Source organism: Sphingomonas sp. BL-S-29, from assembly GCF_055521495.1.
In genome coordinates this window covers 2,054,672-2,068,389 of record NZ_CM145482.1, presented here as the reverse complement: position 1 = coordinate 2,068,389, position 13,718 = coordinate 2,054,672, and the positions used below count along the sequence as shown (strand labels likewise).

The window sequence follows — 13,718 nt, the reverse complement described above, 5'->3', positions numbered from 1 at the left end:
TCCGCTTGCGGCAACCGGCTGGTCAGCCGATCACTTTCGTCAGCCGCAGCCAGAGTTGCTGGTCGAAATCCTTGTCGCCCGCGGCCGCGCCCATGCGCACCACGACGAGCTTCATGCTCGGGACGACATAGAGGCGACGCTCGAACGCCCCGAGCGCGGCCACCATGTCAGTCGGCGCGGCGGGGACCAGTGGGCCCTCCTTGCGACCGCCCAGCGCACGCATGCTGTAGGCGCCGCTGTTCAGCCACCACAGCCGGCCATAAGCGGGGTTGGTCGAAGATGGCGTGAACATCGCCTTGAAACTCTCTTCCGAAACGAGGCGCTTGCCGTCCTTCGCGACGCCGCCGTTCAGGATCATCAGCCCGAACCGCGCCGTATCGCGCGGCGACGTCACCAGGCCGGTATCGTTGCCGACCGAGGCCAATGCGAGCGGCCGCTTGCGCCACGCCGTATCGTTCATGCCCAAGGGCGCGGTCAGCCAATCATGGGTGATGACCTCCAGCGACTGTTTCGCCGCCGCGGTCACGATGCGCTTGGTGATCGCATAGACCGGGGTGTTGTAATAGAAGGTCGTTCCCGGCGGCGCCTGATAGCCGAACTTGTCGTTGAGGCCCGAGCTCATCGTCAGCACGTCGATGACGCGGATTTGGGCCTCCTGCTCCGCCGAAGCCTTGGACCAGCCCGTGCCGATATAGGCCGAGACCGGCTTTTCCACGTCGATCAGCCCCTTGTCGATCGCCACCGCGACGAGGACGGAAACGAAGCTCTTCTGTTGCGAGGCGACATCCTCGAGCAGTTCGCCCTGCTTGTTCCGCTCATAGACGAAGCTGGCGAACAAGGGGTCACCGGTCGGGGCCGGCCAGGTCTTTTCGACCAGGACCTTCCCGTCCTGGACGATCAGGAACCCCGTGCTGTTCTGGTTGCGCAGATAGTCCAGCAGGTTCGTCATTGCCGGCGAGGACGTCTTTTCGGCCTGCCCGGCCGGAACCGGCGGCGCGGCGGGCGCTGCGGCCGTGGTGGCCAGCGCCGCCGCGACAAGCATTGCCTTGATGGACGAACGCAGGATCATGTCTATCTCCGGTTGGCGGCGGCGCGGCGTTTGACTGGCTTGGCAGGCGCAGACGGCGCGTCCTCCCGAACGCTGGAACCGCGCGCCAGCATGATCCGCGCGACTTCGCCTTGCATGAAATACAGAATGTCGCGCGCGGCCTGGCTAGCCCCGTCCGCGTCGCGCGTGACGAGCGCCGCGCGAACGCGGCGCCAATGGCCATAGGGGCCGGGCGTGTTCGCCGTGATGGCGAGCGCGACATAGGAGAAATGGAACCGCGTCTTGCGGCGGACCGCTTCGATCATCTTCTGGGCGTCCAGGCTCGCCGATTCCGCCATCTCGCTGAAGATCGACTCGCTCAGTTCGATGATCTGATCAGCCGGCGCGCCGCTCGCCGCGTCGCTCAGCATCTGATCGATCTTGACCAGCATCCGCCGAATCGTCGCGTCCGAGGCCCGCCGGCAGGCGAAGCGAGCCGCCAGACCGTAAAGCGCGGCACGCAGCTCGTAGAGATCGAACACTTCCTCGACCGTGGTCGCGGAAATACGGGCACCGCGATTTTCCTCCAATTCGACCAGGCCGTCGTCGCCAAGCGCTCTCAGCGCGCGGCGCACGATCGACCGCCCAACGCCGAATTCGCTGCACAGCCGGGCCTCGCGAAGCCACTCGCCAGGGGCAAGCTCGCTCCTCTGGATTTTCAGGCGCAGCGCGGTTGCCACATCGTCCGCAGTCGGCGCCGGCTGCGGTGAGGCATCTGGCCGACTCTCGATCGCCGCGTCGCCGCCCGGGCTTAAGGCTGATGGTTTTTCCTTGCTGGTCAACGCCGTACCTCTCCCAAGATCGCCGCATCGGTCGGGATGCTCGCCGATCTTGCACCATCATTCCTATTGCGGCCACCGCTCAGCCGCAAGATGTTTTGTCGAACCATTGATCTAAGATTGTCGTACAATCTGTTGACATGGATGTGCGATGTACGGATGATTGAACCACAGCGCCGCAATGAACGAGCGCCAATGGGAGGATGCATGCGAGCTTTTCTTGCCACGACCGCAACCCTTGCGCTCGTCGTCGCCACGCCGGCGCTTGCCCAGACGTCGGCCGGCACGTCACAGGATTCCCCTGTAGGCGCGCCGGGTGTCACCGCCGCCCCCGCTGACCAGGCCAGCGAAAGTGTCGCTCCCAGATCGGATGGCGATGTCGTCGTCACCGCGCGCCGGCGCGAGGAGAGCATCCGTAACGTGCCGGGCACGATTTCGGCGGTGACCGCCGACCAGCTCGACTCCAAGGGGCCGGTCGCCGGTTCGGGCGATCTGCTGAGCACGGTCCCGGGGGTCCGCTTCAACGATGTCGCGAGCGAGAATCTCGCCGAGATTTCAGTGCGTGGATCGGGGACGGCACGCGCCACGGGTGCGGATTCGGGCGTCGGCCTGTTCGTCAACGGCGCCTATGCCGGCAGCAGCACGCTGGGCGGCCGCAACTTCAAGACGCTCGATTATTTCGATCTGGAGCGGGTGGAGGTGCTCGAAGGGCCGCAGGGCGCGCTGTACGGGCGCAACTCCGAATTCGGCGTGGTCAACATCGTGCTCGCCAAGCCCAAATTCCAGGACAGCGGCTATATCCGGGACGGTTTCACCTTCGGGCAAAACCAGAACCGGCTTGCCGTGGTCGTCAACGAAGCCGTGAGCGACCAGGTCGCCATTCGCATCGGCGCCGAAGGCTATACGCAGGACAAGGGCTTCTACTACGACCCCAATCACGACAAATATTATGACAGCACCAGAGGGTGGACGGCGCGCGGGCAGATCCGCTTCCGCAGCGGCCCGATCGACGCGACCCTGCTGGTCGATGCGCAGGACCTGAAGCTGCCCAGCTTCGTGAACAGCCTGGTGGTACCGGGCGGCGGCGTGAACCCCGCGATCCCGCTGGGCTTCACCCAGTCGCGCTTCACCTTGCCCCACACGGGCGAAGACGGGCTGCAGCAAAAGGTCCAGCGGGCGATGCTCATGGTCAGCTACGACCTTGGCGGCGGCATCACGCTCGAATCGACCAGCATGGCCACCAAATGGTATTCCAGTCAGCAATATGCGGCCGCGATCGACCTTGCGACGGCGATCAGCCTGCGGACCAAGGGCGAGATCGGTATCTATCCCTTCGGCCAGGTTCGGACCGATGTGAAGGATCGCACGCTCTACCAGGACCTTCATCTGCAGGGCACCGCCGCCGGCGGGCGCCTGACCTGGATCGCGGGTGCCGAGGGGCTCTATCAGAATGACGATTATGCGCTGGTGATCGGCTCCTCGCCCTGCGCGTTCACGCTGGCCGGCAGCTTCTGTACCGGCACGCCCACTGCGCCAGTCTGCGTCAAGCCGCTGCCGACATCGCTGAACTGCCCGGCGACCTTCCCGCTGATCTTCGGGACGGACAGCCGCACCAAGCAGCGCATCTACTCGCTCGCCGGCTATGCCTCGCTGCAATATGAGATCGGCGACGTGATGCTCGTCGGCGAGGGCCGGTTCTCGCATGACTACAAGACGGCGACCCAGGGCATCACCGCGCTGTACACGACCACCTATACCAAGCTGCCGACCACTTATGCGTTCAGCTCCAACCAGCCGGTCTTCACCCTGACCGCGAGCTACAAGGTGCCCGGCGTGGCCTCGACGTTGCTCTATGCCAAGGTCGGAACCGGCTATCGCGCCGGCGGCGTCAACAACGGCACCTTCAACGCCAATGCGCCGAACCCATTCGTCTTCACTTATGGCAACGAGAACACGATCGGATACGAAGCGGGCATCAAGACCAGCATCATCCCGAAAATCTTCTTCCGCCTGTCGGCCTATCTGTCGCGTACCAGCGATGCGATCACCAGCATCAACGACGGCTGCACGCTGACCAATGCGTGCCTCACCGCGGGACAGATTTTCAATATCAACGGCGGCACCATCCATGCCCGCGGCCTCGAAGCCGCGATGGACGGGCGCTTCCCGCTGGCCGGCGGCCTGTTCTCGGTCGGCCTTAACGCCGCCACCCAGAGCGCCTCTTTCGCCAAGGTGCCGGCGGGCGTCACTGGTCTTCCGGTGCAGGGTTCGGCGGTCGCGCAGATCCCCGACTGGACGATGTCGGCGTCGCTCGATTACCGGCGGCCGATCTTCAGGAATGTCGTCGGCTTCGTGAACCTGAGCTATGCCGGCCAGCGCGGCGGCAGCCAGGACACCATCACCGCGGCCACGCCGCTCATTCCGATGTCCGATTTCGATATTTTCGGCACGCGCGCGGGCCTCAACATCGGCAAGGCCCAGATCGCGGTCTTCGTGCGCAACCTCACCGATCGCCAGATCGAGGTGCTCAAATTCACCCAGGCGGGCTACCCGCTCTCGGTCCGCTACAACAAGCCGCGGACCATCGGAATCAACCTGTCGTACCGCTGGTAATCCGGCACCAAAAGATCCGTGCCGCTTGCCATTGGGAGAGAAGAGCTTGTCAACGCAACAGCCGCCGGCGGCCAGGCCGAGCATCAAGGTGGCGTTGATCGCCTCCGCCGGGGCAGCGGTCGAATGGTATGACTTCTTCATCTACGGCACCGCCGCCGCGCTGGTTTTCCCCAAGCTGTTCTTCCCGCCCGAGCTGCCGCTGTTCGTCGCGCAGATCGCGGCGTTCAGCACCTTCGCGGTGGGATTCATCGCGCGGCCGCTCGGCGGCATGGTCTTCGGCCATTTCGGCGACAGGTATGGCCGCAAGCGCGCCCTGGTGCTCGCCATGTTCCTCATGGGTCTGGCAACGACGCTGATCGGCCTGCTGCCAGGCTATGCGATCGCGGGGAGCATGGCGCCACTCATGCTCGTGATATTGCGCTTCATCCAGGGGCTCGCCGTCGGCGGACAATGGGGCGGCGCGGCATTGCTCGCGATCGAAAGCGCGCCGGCACATCGTCAGGGCTTCTACAGCAGCTTCGTCCAGGTCGGCGTGCCGTTCGGCGTGGTGCTGGCGAACTCGGTGTTCCTCATCACCAGCGCGCTGATCGATTCGAACGCCTTTCTCGTCTGGGGCTGGCGGATCGGATTTCTCGTCAGCATCGCGCTGATCTTCATCGGCCTGATCATCCACTGGACCATCCCCGAGCCGGACGCAGAGCCCGGCGCGTCCCCAGCCGCGACCGGCCCAAAACCGCCATCGCCGCTGCGAACCCTGCTCACGGGCCACACCCGCGTCGTCCTGCTCGCCGGCGGCGCGTTCGTCGCCAACAACACCTGCTTCTATGCCGCGATCACCTATGCGGTGGCCTATGGCACCGCCACGGTGGGGATCGCGCGCGACGTGATGCTGCTGGCGGTGATGGTCGGGAGCATCGCGATGATCCCCGCGCTGATCCTCTGCGGCGCGCTGTCGGACCGGTTCGGGCGGCGCGGCATCTTCATCCTCGGCGCGGTGCTCTCAGGCGCCTGGGCCTTCGCGATGTTCCCGCTGATCGATACGGGAGAGCCGCTGGCGGTGGTGCTGGCGATCACGCTCGAGCTGATCTTCATCAGCATGATGTACGGCCCGCAAGCCGCCTTGTTCGCCGAACTTTTTCCGAAGGAGGTGCGCTATTCGGGCGCGTCGCTGGGCTATCAGATCGGCACGGTGTTCGGCGGCGGCTTCGCGCCGATCATCGCCACTGCCCTGTTCGCGCATTATCAAAGCAGCGCGCCGATCTCGATCTATCTGGGGGCGATGTGCGTGGTATCGCTGGTCAGTATCATGCTGCTGGGCAAACCCGCGCCTGCTCGCGCCGGATGAAGAAGGAAACGCACCATGCTCACGCCTGACAGGCGCAGCTTTCTCGCCGGCAGCGCCGCGTTACCGGTGACAGCGGCGATGGCGAAGGTCCCTGCCCGGCTTTCCGCCATGGTCGCGGCCGATCTCGAGAAATATATCGGCTTCGGCAGCAAGCAGGCCGGCGGCATGGGCGACAACGCCTGCGGCACCTGGCTCGCCTCGGAAATCGAGAAGCTCGGCTTCAAGGTCGAGCGGCAGGATGTCTCGACGCCCTGGTTCGAGCCGGAGCGCAGCGAACTGTTCTGCGGCGCGGCCAGGGCCGCGGTATGGCCACAGCCAATCGTGACACCCACCGGGCCCGAAGGCGCGACGGGCCCGCTCGTCCGCATCGATGCCGGCGGTCAGGCGGATGCGCCGCTGGCAGGGGCGATCGCGCTGGTCGACCTGCCGTTCGGCCGGTGGTCCACCGCGCTGGCCAAGCCGATCCGGGCGCCGATCGCCGCTGCCTTCGCCGCCGGCGCCAAGGCAGTCATCGCCATCACCAACGGCCCGACCGGCAAGGTGATCGCGCTCAACGCGGACGGGCGCGAACCGATGTTTCCCGGACCGGTCGCACTCCTCGCGCCCGACGACGCCCGGCCGTTTCTGACCGCGGCGATTCGCAAGGAAGCAGCGACGCTGTACGTCACCGGCAAGGGCGGCCGCCGCCCGGCCTTCAACTTCATCGGCCGGATCGATCGCGGCAGGAAAAGCTGGCTGGCGGTCTCGACGCCGCGATCGGGCTGGTATGGCTGCGCGGGCGAGCGCGGCCCGGGGATCGCGGCCTGGCTGTGGCTGGCGCGCTGGGCCAGCCGCGCCGTGCTGGACTACAACCTCGCCTTCATCTGCAATACCGGCCATGAATATGAAAATCTCGGCGCCGCGGAGGCGCTGAAGGCCACCGCGCCGCGCCCCGAAGACACGCATTTCTGGCTGCACCTCGGCGCCAATGTCGCCGCGCAGGACTGGCATGAGATCACCGGTGCGCGGCTTCCCAGCATCGACCCCCAGCGCTTCCTGTCGGTCAGCCCGGCGCTGCTGCCGCTGGCGCGCACCCTCTTTGCCGGCCATGTCGGACTGGAAGCGCCCTATTCGAGCGCGCTGCTTTCGGCCGGAGAGCAGATCGAGATTCTTGCCGCCGGATATCGAAATGTCGCCGCGGTCTTCGGCATCCACCGCTTCCATCACGGCGCGGGCGACGATGCCCGATGCGTATCCGCGACCAACGTGGCCGCAACCGCCGCGGTCTTTCAGCAAATGCTCGAGCGGGTCATCCGGCGAGTTCCTGCCTGGCCAATGCCCGCTTGAAGGCCGGGCGCTCGCTCAGGCGATCCAGATAGGCGATGCAATTGGGCTTGTAGCGCGCGTCGAGCCCCAGCGACCGCCCCATGTACAGCGCAAAATGCACCGCGATGTCCGCGATCGTGAACCGGTCGGCGCAAAGGAATTCGCAATCCCGAAGCGCGGCCTCCACGCTGCGCAGCCGTGACAGATACCAGATCGTATAATCCTCGACCGCCTGGGGAAGCCGGCGTTCCTCCGGCTCCAGCTCGGAATAGCGCAGCACGATCGTTTGCGGGAAGGTCAGCGTGGCATCGCTGCGGTACAGCCAGTTGAGATATTCGCCATAGGCCGGCTCGTCGCGCGCGACGCGCAGAGGCGTCGTTTCGACCTTGTCGACGAGATAGTGGCAAATCCCGGTGGATTCGGTCATCGTCAACGCGCCATCGATCAGTGTCGGCACCGTGCCGAGCGGATTGATGTCCAGATAGCCGGGATAGGCGAACCGCGCCGGTGCCGGCATCGTCACCAGTTCGAAGTCCAGGCCAAGCTCCTCCAAGGTCCATAACGGACGCAGCGATCGCGCATCCTTGCAGTGATAGAGCTTCACGCGCTTCCCCTTTTCCAGCCTGCTTCATGCCGGGAAAGGGCAGGATTGCAACGGCGTTCGCCCGCTATTTCGAGCGTCAGACACACCCCTTGGCCTGCGCATATACGATCTGTATACGCCATATAAACGAATCATATGCGGAGACCCTGATGGGCATTGTGAACATAGACGACGATCTGCACGATCAGGTGCGAAGGGCGAGCAAGGTAACCTTTCGATCGATCAATGCGCAGGCCGCCTTCTGGATCAAGGTCGGCATGCTGTGCGAGACCAATCCGACGCTCAGCTTCGCCGAGATCATCGCACGCGAGCTTGGCTCCGCCGGCTTCTCGCCTCAGCCATTGGCCGTGGTCGAGCATGACCAAGCAGCCTGAGGAACTGGCGCTGCTGGCCGAATCCGGTCGGCTGCTGGCCTCCGTGTTCGGGTTGCTGGATCGCACCCCGCTCGCCGGCATGTCGACGCTTCAGGTCGATGACATGGTCGAGCATTTCATCGTCCATGACCTCCAGGCCCGGCCGGCGAGCAAGGGCCAATATGGCTACGGCTTCGTGTTGAATGCGTCGGTGAACCACGTGGTCTGCCACGGCGTCCCGTCGCCGACCGAAATGCTTCGCGACGGCGACATCGTCAATTTCGACATCACGCTCGAGAAGAACGGCTATATCGCCGATTCCAGCAAGACCTATCTCGTCGGCGCGGTGAATCCGGCCGCCAGGAGGCTGGTCCAGACCACCTACGAAGCGCTGTGGATGGGCATCCGCGCGGTTCGGCCGGGCGCGCGGCTCGGGGACATCGGCTGGGCGATCGAACGCCATGCCAAGCGCAACGGCTATTCGGTGGTGCGGGAATATTGCGGTCACGGCATCGGCCGGGAGATGCATGAGGAACCGCAGATCCTGCACTTCGGCAAACCGGGAACTGGCCTCACCTTACGGGAGGGCATGGTGTTCACGATCGAGCCGATGCTCAATCGCGGCCGGCGGAGCGTGAGGACCGAGGAGGACGGCTGGACTGTCGTGACGAACGACGGGTCGCTGTCCGCGCAATTCGAACACACCGTCGCCGTCACCGCGTCGGGCGTGTCGGTGCTCACGCTGCGCGCCGACGAACGGGACATGATGAGCAGAATGAAGGTCGCGGCCTGACCGAGCGTGCCAATTCTCTCGACAATTCATCTTAAATCATTGATTTACAACTATAGTTCCGAAAAGGTCTTGCCATCAAAAATGTCAGTGAACTGCCTGACATTTTGGGCAATCCGGGTCCAGGCACCGGCGCGACTTAGCCCTTTGGCGGCTGAAGCCCGCCCAACAGGGTCGGGATGAGCTCCGAAACGGTCGGGTGGATCGGCACCGCCCATTGCAGCACCGGATAAGCGAGATCGGCATGCATCGCGTCGATAATGCCGTGGATCGCCTCGTCACCGCCGACGCCGAGAATCGCCGCGCCGAGGATCTTGTGCGTTTCTGCATCGGCGACGACCTTCATCAGGCCGTTGGTCTCGCCCTTTTCGATCGCGCGGGCGACCTGGCTCATCGGTCGGGTCGAGACCAGGAGCGGCCGTCCCGTTTCGCGCGCCTGCGCCTCGGTCATGCCCACGCGCCCCAGCGGCGGATCGGTATAGAGGGCGTATGCCGATACGCGCTCGCTCACCTTCCGGTCCGCGCCGTCGAGCAGGTTCGCCGCGACGATCTCGTAATCATTATAGGCGGTATGCGTGAAAGCACCGCGACCGTTGCAGTCGCCCAGCGCCCAGATGCCCGGCACATTGGTCGCCAGCCGGTCGTCGACCGCCACATAACCGCGTGCGTCGGTGGCCACCCCAGCCTTGTCCAACCCGAGATCGTCAGTGTTCGGCCGCCGCCCGATCGCGAGCAGCACATGCGACCCGATCACTTCGGGCGCGCCCTCGGTGCAATCGACCTTGACCGCGGTGCCATCCGGATGGGCTGAAAAGGCGATGCAGGTCGCGTTGATGCGCACCTCGATCCCCTCGGCGACCAGCATGTCGCGGATAAGCTCCGAGATATCCTCATCCTCGCGCGCGATGAGGCGCGGCGACATCTCGACGACCGTCACCTGAGCGCCGAACCGGCGGAACGCCTGTGCGAACTCCAGGCCGATATAGCTGCCGCCGACCACGACGAGATGCCGCGGGAGCTCGGCAAGATCGAGGATCGAGACGTTGGTGAGCGGGGTGATCAGGTCGATCCCCGGCATCGGCGGCACATTGGCGCGGCCGCCCACATTGAGGAAGATCCTCGGCGCGGTCAGCGCTTCGCCATCGACCTCGATGGTGTCAGGCGCAGTGAAGCGGGCATGGCCATGGATCAGGGTCAGCCCCTCCATCCCGACCAGCCAGTCCGTCAGCCGGCCGCGCGAGTCTGACGCGATCGCCGCCGCGCGGTCGCGCACGCGCTTCATGTCCGTCGTCGGCGAGCCCGGCAGGTCGACCCCATATTCCGCCGCCCTGGCCGCGGCGTGGGCGACATAAGCACTCGCCACCATGGCTTTGGTCGGTGTGCAACCAGTGTTGACGCAGGTGCCGCCGAGACGGTCGCGCTCGACCAGCGCGACGGTCATGCCCTTCTCGGTCAACCGGCCGGCGAGCGACGGACCCGCCTGCCCCCCGCCGATGATGATCGCGTCGAACCGGCGGCTCATACCGCGGCCGAGACGATCAGGAAGGCACCAATGATCGCGACCGCATCTTCGAGGAGCGCCGCCGGCCGATCGCTGCCGAACAACGCCGCCAGCTTCGCCCGTACCGCGGCACCGCCCAGGGTACCGACCACCGCGCCGACCGCGCCGGCGGCGATGCCGGCGATCAGGGATCCGGCCGAAGCACCAATCGCCCCGCCGCTGAGCCCGCCCATCAGGATTCGCGTGATGAACTGCGGCGGCACCTTGCGGCTCGGGGTGGACGGCAACTGATCCGTCACCAGCTCGGCCAGGGCGAAGAGCGAGAAGATCCAGGGGGTGAACCGATATCCAAGAAAGGCGAGCCAGGTGCCGTCGAGATGCAGCCAGCCGAGCTGGGCGGCCCAGCTGACGGCGGCGGGCGCGGTCATTGCGCGAAGGCCGGCGACGACGCCGATGAGCAAGGCCAGGATCAGGACGGTCATCAGCGGTCTCCTTCAAGGTTGCGGCACGATATCGGGTGATATCCGCCTGCGCCATCACTACCGGTGCGGACGACACTGCCTATCGTCCGCACCGGTGCCAGGACTACACCTTGGTATGACCCGGTTCGATCAGATCCTCATCACTCCGGTTCGAAATTGTGCAGGATCACCGGGCGCGGGTTGAACGGAATGCGCGTTGACATCGGCGTCAGCGGGCTGTTGCCGGCACGGTGCCAGCGACCCTTGGCCGCCGTGACCACATCGCCCTGATTGGCCTCGAAATAGGGGAAGCCTTCGATCTGGTAGCCGATCTTGCCTTCCATGATGAACCAGAACTCGGTCCAGTCGACATGGAAATGGCCCTTGTTGGTCGCGGGCGGCACCGGCGCGGCCTTGCTGCGCAGGATGTTCGAGGTGAAGTGATCGTCCCATACGAACTTGCCGTTATAGGGCTTGTCGCCGATCGCGATGTCCTTGAGGAAATCGACCCAGATCGGGTTGCTCGTCCCACCAGTCGGGATGGTCGCGGGGCCCGGGCTGCCGCGGACCTTCATATAGGTGCGGCCAGGATAGGCATCGGGCGTTTCGGAAAGCGGGAAGAGCGGCGGGGAGCCGGCCTGGCGCACCTCGAAACGGAGCGACGGCTGATCGCCGACCGTCTCGATCGAGTAGAGATGGCGGAACGGCACGCTGACCATGAAGCCCTTGGTCGCGACGAACGGCGCGACCCCGTCGATCGTCACCTTCATCGACCCGTCCTGCACGATCCAGACGACCCGGTCGTCGGCATACATGCGCGTCTTGGTCTTCTTGCCGGCGCCGAGCGAGATATAGTCCGCATCCTGTTCCTGGTTGCGGATGATCGGCTGGACCCAGTCGCTCTGGCCGCGATGCGCGGCGAGGATCTCCGACAGCTTCCAATGGACCTTGTTGGGCGCGACATAGGGCGTCGGCCGGGTCGGCTTGGCGGACCAGAAATTCTCCGCCACCTTCGGCCCGGCGGGCATTGGCTCGGTCGGCGCCGCGGATTGCGCGACCGCCATGCAGGCAGTGGATACTGCCAGAACCGTCGCGCCGAGATACAACAAAGCCTTCATCACCTTCTCCCTCCAGCGGCGTTGCCCGCCCTTGTGATAGGGATGCATGACATCAATGTTGCATGCAAGATGCCGAGGCGGTGTTTTGCGACGGTTTATTCCGCGTGGTCGAGCATTCTGATGATGGCGGAGAAATCCAGACCGCCCTGCCCCTCAGCGGCGAACCTCTCATAGAGTTCGGCCGCCTTCGCGCCCATCGGGGTGTCGGCATGCGCCTCGGCCGCGGCTTCCATCGCCAGGCGCAGATCCTTGAGCATCAGCGCAGTCGCGAAACCGCCCTGATAGTCATGGTCGGCCGGCGTATCGGGGCCGACGCCCGGCAGCGGCGCATAGGTCGTCATCGACCAGCTCTGGCCTGACGAGACCGAGGAGATGTCGAAGAATTTCTGCGGATCGAGCCCGAGCTTCCGCGCGAGCAGGAACGCCTCGCAGGTCGCGACCATGGTCGCGCCGAGCAACATGTTGTTGGCGATCTTCGCGGTCTGGCCGGTGCCGCTGTCGCCGGCATGGATCACGGCCTTGCCCATGTCGGACAGGAAGGGCTGAGCGCGGTCGAACGCTTCCGCGCTGCCGCCGACCATGAAGGTCAAGGTGCCGGCATTGGCCGCGCCGATGCCGCCGGAGACGGGCGCGTCGACCGAGGTCAGGCCCTTGGCGAGCGCTGCTTCGCCGATGCGCTTGGCGGTGGCGACGTCGATGGTAGAGCAGTCGATCAGAATCGCCGAGGCCGGCGCGTTGCCGAACAGGCTTTCGGTATAGACCTGTTCGACATGCTTGCCGGCGGGCAGCATGGTGATGATCGCCTCGGCGCCGTCAGCCGCCTCTTCCGCGCTGGTGACGGGCAAGCAGCCCGCGGCCTTGGCGCGTTCGAGCGCTTCGGCGGAGAGATCGAAGGCGCGGACGTCATGCCCCTTCTTCGCGAGGTTCGCGGCCATGCCGCCGCCCATGTTTCCAAGACCGATGAATCCGACGCGTGCCATTGTTATTTTCCCGTCCAGTTACCGGGGCGCTTCTCGACGAACGCCGTCATGCCTTCCTTCTGATCCGCCGAGCCGAACAGGCCGTGGAACAGGCGCCGTTCGAACTGGATGCCCATCGCGAGCCCCGTCTCAAACGCGGCGTTGACCATTTCCTTGTTCGCCTTGACCGCGAGCGGCGCCATCGACGCGATCGCCGCCGCGGTCTTCACTGCTTCCTCGACCAGATCGGCCGCCGGGACGATCCGGCTGACCAGCCCGGCGCGCTCCGCTTCCTCGGCGCCCATCATCCGGCCGGTGAGGCACATCTCCATCGCCTTGGCCTTGCCCACCGCGCGCGTAAGCCGCTGCGAGCCGCCCATGCCCGGCGCGACGGCGAGCTTGATCTCGGGCTGGCCGAATTTCGCGGTGTCGGCGGCGAGGATGAAGTCGCACATCATCGCCAGCTCGCAGCCGCCGCCCAGCGCGAAGCCGGCGACCGCGGCGATGATCGGCTTGCGCGTCGCGGTGAACTTCTCCCAGCCGGCGAAGAAGTTGTGGCCGTACATGTCGGCGAAGCCCTGGGCCTGCATCTCCTTGATGTCGGCGCCGGCGGCGAAGGCCTTTTCGCTGCCGGTGACGACCGCGCAGCCCTGGCTGTCGTCGGCGTCGAACGCGGCGGTCGCGGCGATCAGGTCGGCGAGCACCTGGCTGTTGAGCGCGTTGAGCGCCTGGGGCCGGTTGAGTGTGATCAGCGTAACGGCGCCGCGTTGCTCGACGAGGAGGGTTTCGTAATCTGCCATGGG

At 65.4% G+C, this 13,718-nt stretch carries 13 protein-coding genes; 5 read left to right on the top strand and 8 right to left on the bottom strand.

The genetic code is table 11. The features are described from left to right. Positions 1-22 precede the first annotated feature (22 nt). Together ACZ1I2_RS09935 and ACZ1I2_RS09930 are read right to left on the bottom strand one after the other, a co-directional pair. Entirely contained in the window at positions 23-1,069 is a 1,047-nt protein-coding gene (locus ACZ1I2_RS09935; protein WP_465174238.1) for a serine hydrolase domain-containing protein, read from the bottom strand. Between the two features lie 2 nt (positions 1,070-1,071). Then, on the bottom strand, positions 1,072-1,767 hold the full coding sequence (locus ACZ1I2_RS09930; RefSeq protein ID WP_465174239.1) for a GntR family transcriptional regulator: 696 nt from the start codon (positions 1,765-1,767) through the stop codon (positions 1,072-1,074). 306 nt (positions 1,768-2,073) lie between these two features. On the opposite strand from ACZ1I2_RS09930, the gene ACZ1I2_RS09925 reads away from it, so the two are divergent. The 3 genes from ACZ1I2_RS09925 to ACZ1I2_RS09915 are packed head-to-tail and all read left to right on the top strand — an operon-like array spanning position 2,074 to position 7,150. Further along, positions 2,074-4,479 carry a TonB-dependent receptor gene (locus ACZ1I2_RS09925; RefSeq protein WP_465174240.1) on the top strand — a complete coding sequence of 802 codons (2,406 nt, stop codon included), beginning with the start codon at positions 2,074-2,076 and terminating at the stop codon, positions 4,477-4,479. Positions 4,480-4,525: 46 nt separating this feature from the next. After that, positions 4,526-5,824: an MFS transporter gene (locus tag ACZ1I2_RS09920; RefSeq protein ID WP_465174241.1), complete on the top strand. Its 1,299-nt coding sequence runs from the start codon at positions 4,526-4,528 to the stop codon at positions 5,822-5,824. A gap of 15 nt (positions 5,825-5,839) precedes the next feature. Next, a complete protein-coding gene (locus ACZ1I2_RS09915; protein WP_465174242.1) occupies positions 5,840-7,150 on the top strand; it encodes a hypothetical protein in 1,311 nt (436 codons plus the stop codon). Here the strand turns inward: ACZ1I2_RS09915 and ACZ1I2_RS09910 are convergent. After that, positions 7,113-7,733, bottom strand: coding sequence for a glutathione S-transferase family protein (locus ACZ1I2_RS09910; RefSeq protein ID WP_465174243.1), 621 nt, complete (start codon positions 7,731-7,733; stop codon positions 7,113-7,115). The two genes, ACZ1I2_RS09915 and ACZ1I2_RS09910, sit on opposite strands and share 38 nt — an antisense overlap. 149 nt (positions 7,734-7,882) lie before the next feature. Between ACZ1I2_RS09910 and ACZ1I2_RS09905 the strand changes: the two genes are divergently transcribed. Then, positions 7,883-8,107: a ParD-like family protein gene (locus ACZ1I2_RS09905; RefSeq protein ID WP_465169862.1), complete on the top strand. Its 225-nt coding sequence runs from the start codon at positions 7,883-7,885 to the stop codon at positions 8,105-8,107. Then, on the top strand, positions 8,091-8,879 hold the full coding sequence (gene map, locus ACZ1I2_RS09900) for a type I methionyl aminopeptidase (protein WP_465169863.1): 789 nt from the start codon (positions 8,091-8,093) through the stop codon (positions 8,877-8,879). The genes ACZ1I2_RS09905 and map overlap by 17 nt, the downstream gene beginning before the upstream one ends. 136 nt (positions 8,880-9,015) lie before the next feature. Here the strand turns inward: map and ACZ1I2_RS09895 are convergent, their stop codons facing one another. The 5 genes from ACZ1I2_RS09895 to ACZ1I2_RS09875 form a co-directional block, all read right to left on the bottom strand. Beyond that, positions 9,016-10,398 (bottom strand): FAD-containing oxidoreductase, encoded by a 1,383-nt coding sequence (locus ACZ1I2_RS09895; RefSeq protein ID WP_465169864.1) that lies wholly within the window; start codon positions 10,396-10,398, stop codon positions 9,016-9,018. Further along, the gene (locus tag ACZ1I2_RS09890; protein WP_465169865.1) at positions 10,395-10,859 is read right to left on the bottom strand and encodes a DUF4126 domain-containing protein; all 465 of its coding nucleotides are present in this window, start codon (positions 10,857-10,859) and stop codon (positions 10,395-10,397) included. The genes ACZ1I2_RS09895 and ACZ1I2_RS09890 overlap by 4 nt, the downstream gene beginning before the upstream one ends. A 140-nt stretch (positions 10,860-10,999) precedes the next feature. Continuing rightward, the gene (locus ACZ1I2_RS09885) at positions 11,000-11,956 is read right to left on the bottom strand and encodes a cupin domain-containing protein (protein WP_465169866.1); all 957 of its coding nucleotides are present in this window, start codon (positions 11,954-11,956) and stop codon (positions 11,000-11,002) included. 95 nt (positions 11,957-12,051) lie between these two features. After that, the gene (gene mmsB / locus ACZ1I2_RS09880; RefSeq protein WP_465169867.1) at positions 12,052-12,936 is read right to left on the bottom strand and encodes a 3-hydroxyisobutyrate dehydrogenase; all 885 of its coding nucleotides are present in this window, start codon (positions 12,934-12,936) and stop codon (positions 12,052-12,054) included. A 2-nt stretch (positions 12,937-12,938) separates the two neighbouring features. Next, positions 12,939-13,715 (bottom strand): enoyl-CoA hydratase, encoded by a 777-nt coding sequence (locus ACZ1I2_RS09875; RefSeq protein ID WP_465169868.1) that lies wholly within the window; start codon positions 13,713-13,715, stop codon positions 12,939-12,941. Positions 13,716-13,718: the final 3 nt, after the last annotated feature.

Coding starts and splice junctions, on each gene's coding strand:
- ACZ1I2_RS09935 (WP_465174238.1), bottom strand. CDS start 1,069: ATGATCCTGCGTTCGTCCATCAAGGCAATGCTTGTCGCGGCGGCGCTG.
- ACZ1I2_RS09925 (WP_465174240.1), top strand. CDS start 2,074: ATGCGAGCTTTTCTTGCCACGACCGCAACCCTTGCGCTCGTCGTCGCC.
- ACZ1I2_RS09915 (WP_465174242.1), top strand. CDS start 5,840: ATGCTCACGCCTGACAGGCGCAGCTTTCTCGCCGGCAGCGCCGCGTTA.
- ACZ1I2_RS09905 (WP_465169862.1), top strand. CDS start 7,883: ATGGGCATTGTGAACATAGACGACGATCTGCACGATCAGGTGCGAAGG.
- map (WP_465169863.1), top strand. CDS start 8,091: ATGACCAAGCAGCCTGAGGAACTGGCGCTGCTGGCCGAATCCGGTCGG.
- ACZ1I2_RS09895 (WP_465169864.1), bottom strand. CDS start 10,398: ATGAGCCGCCGGTTCGACGCGATCATCATCGGCGGGGGGCAGGCGGGT.
- ACZ1I2_RS09890 (WP_465169865.1), bottom strand. CDS start 10,859: ATGACCGTCCTGATCCTGGCCTTGCTCATCGGCGTCGTCGCCGGCCTT.
- ACZ1I2_RS09885 (WP_465169866.1), bottom strand. CDS start 11,956: ATGAAGGCTTTGTTGTATCTCGGCGCGACGGTTCTGGCAGTATCCACT.
- mmsB (WP_465169867.1), bottom strand. CDS start 12,936: ATGGCACGCGTCGGATTCATCGGTCTTGGAAACATGGGCGGCGGCATG.
- ACZ1I2_RS09875 (WP_465169868.1), bottom strand. CDS start 13,715: ATGGCAGATTACGAAACCCTCCTCGTCGAGCAACGCGGCGCCGTTACG.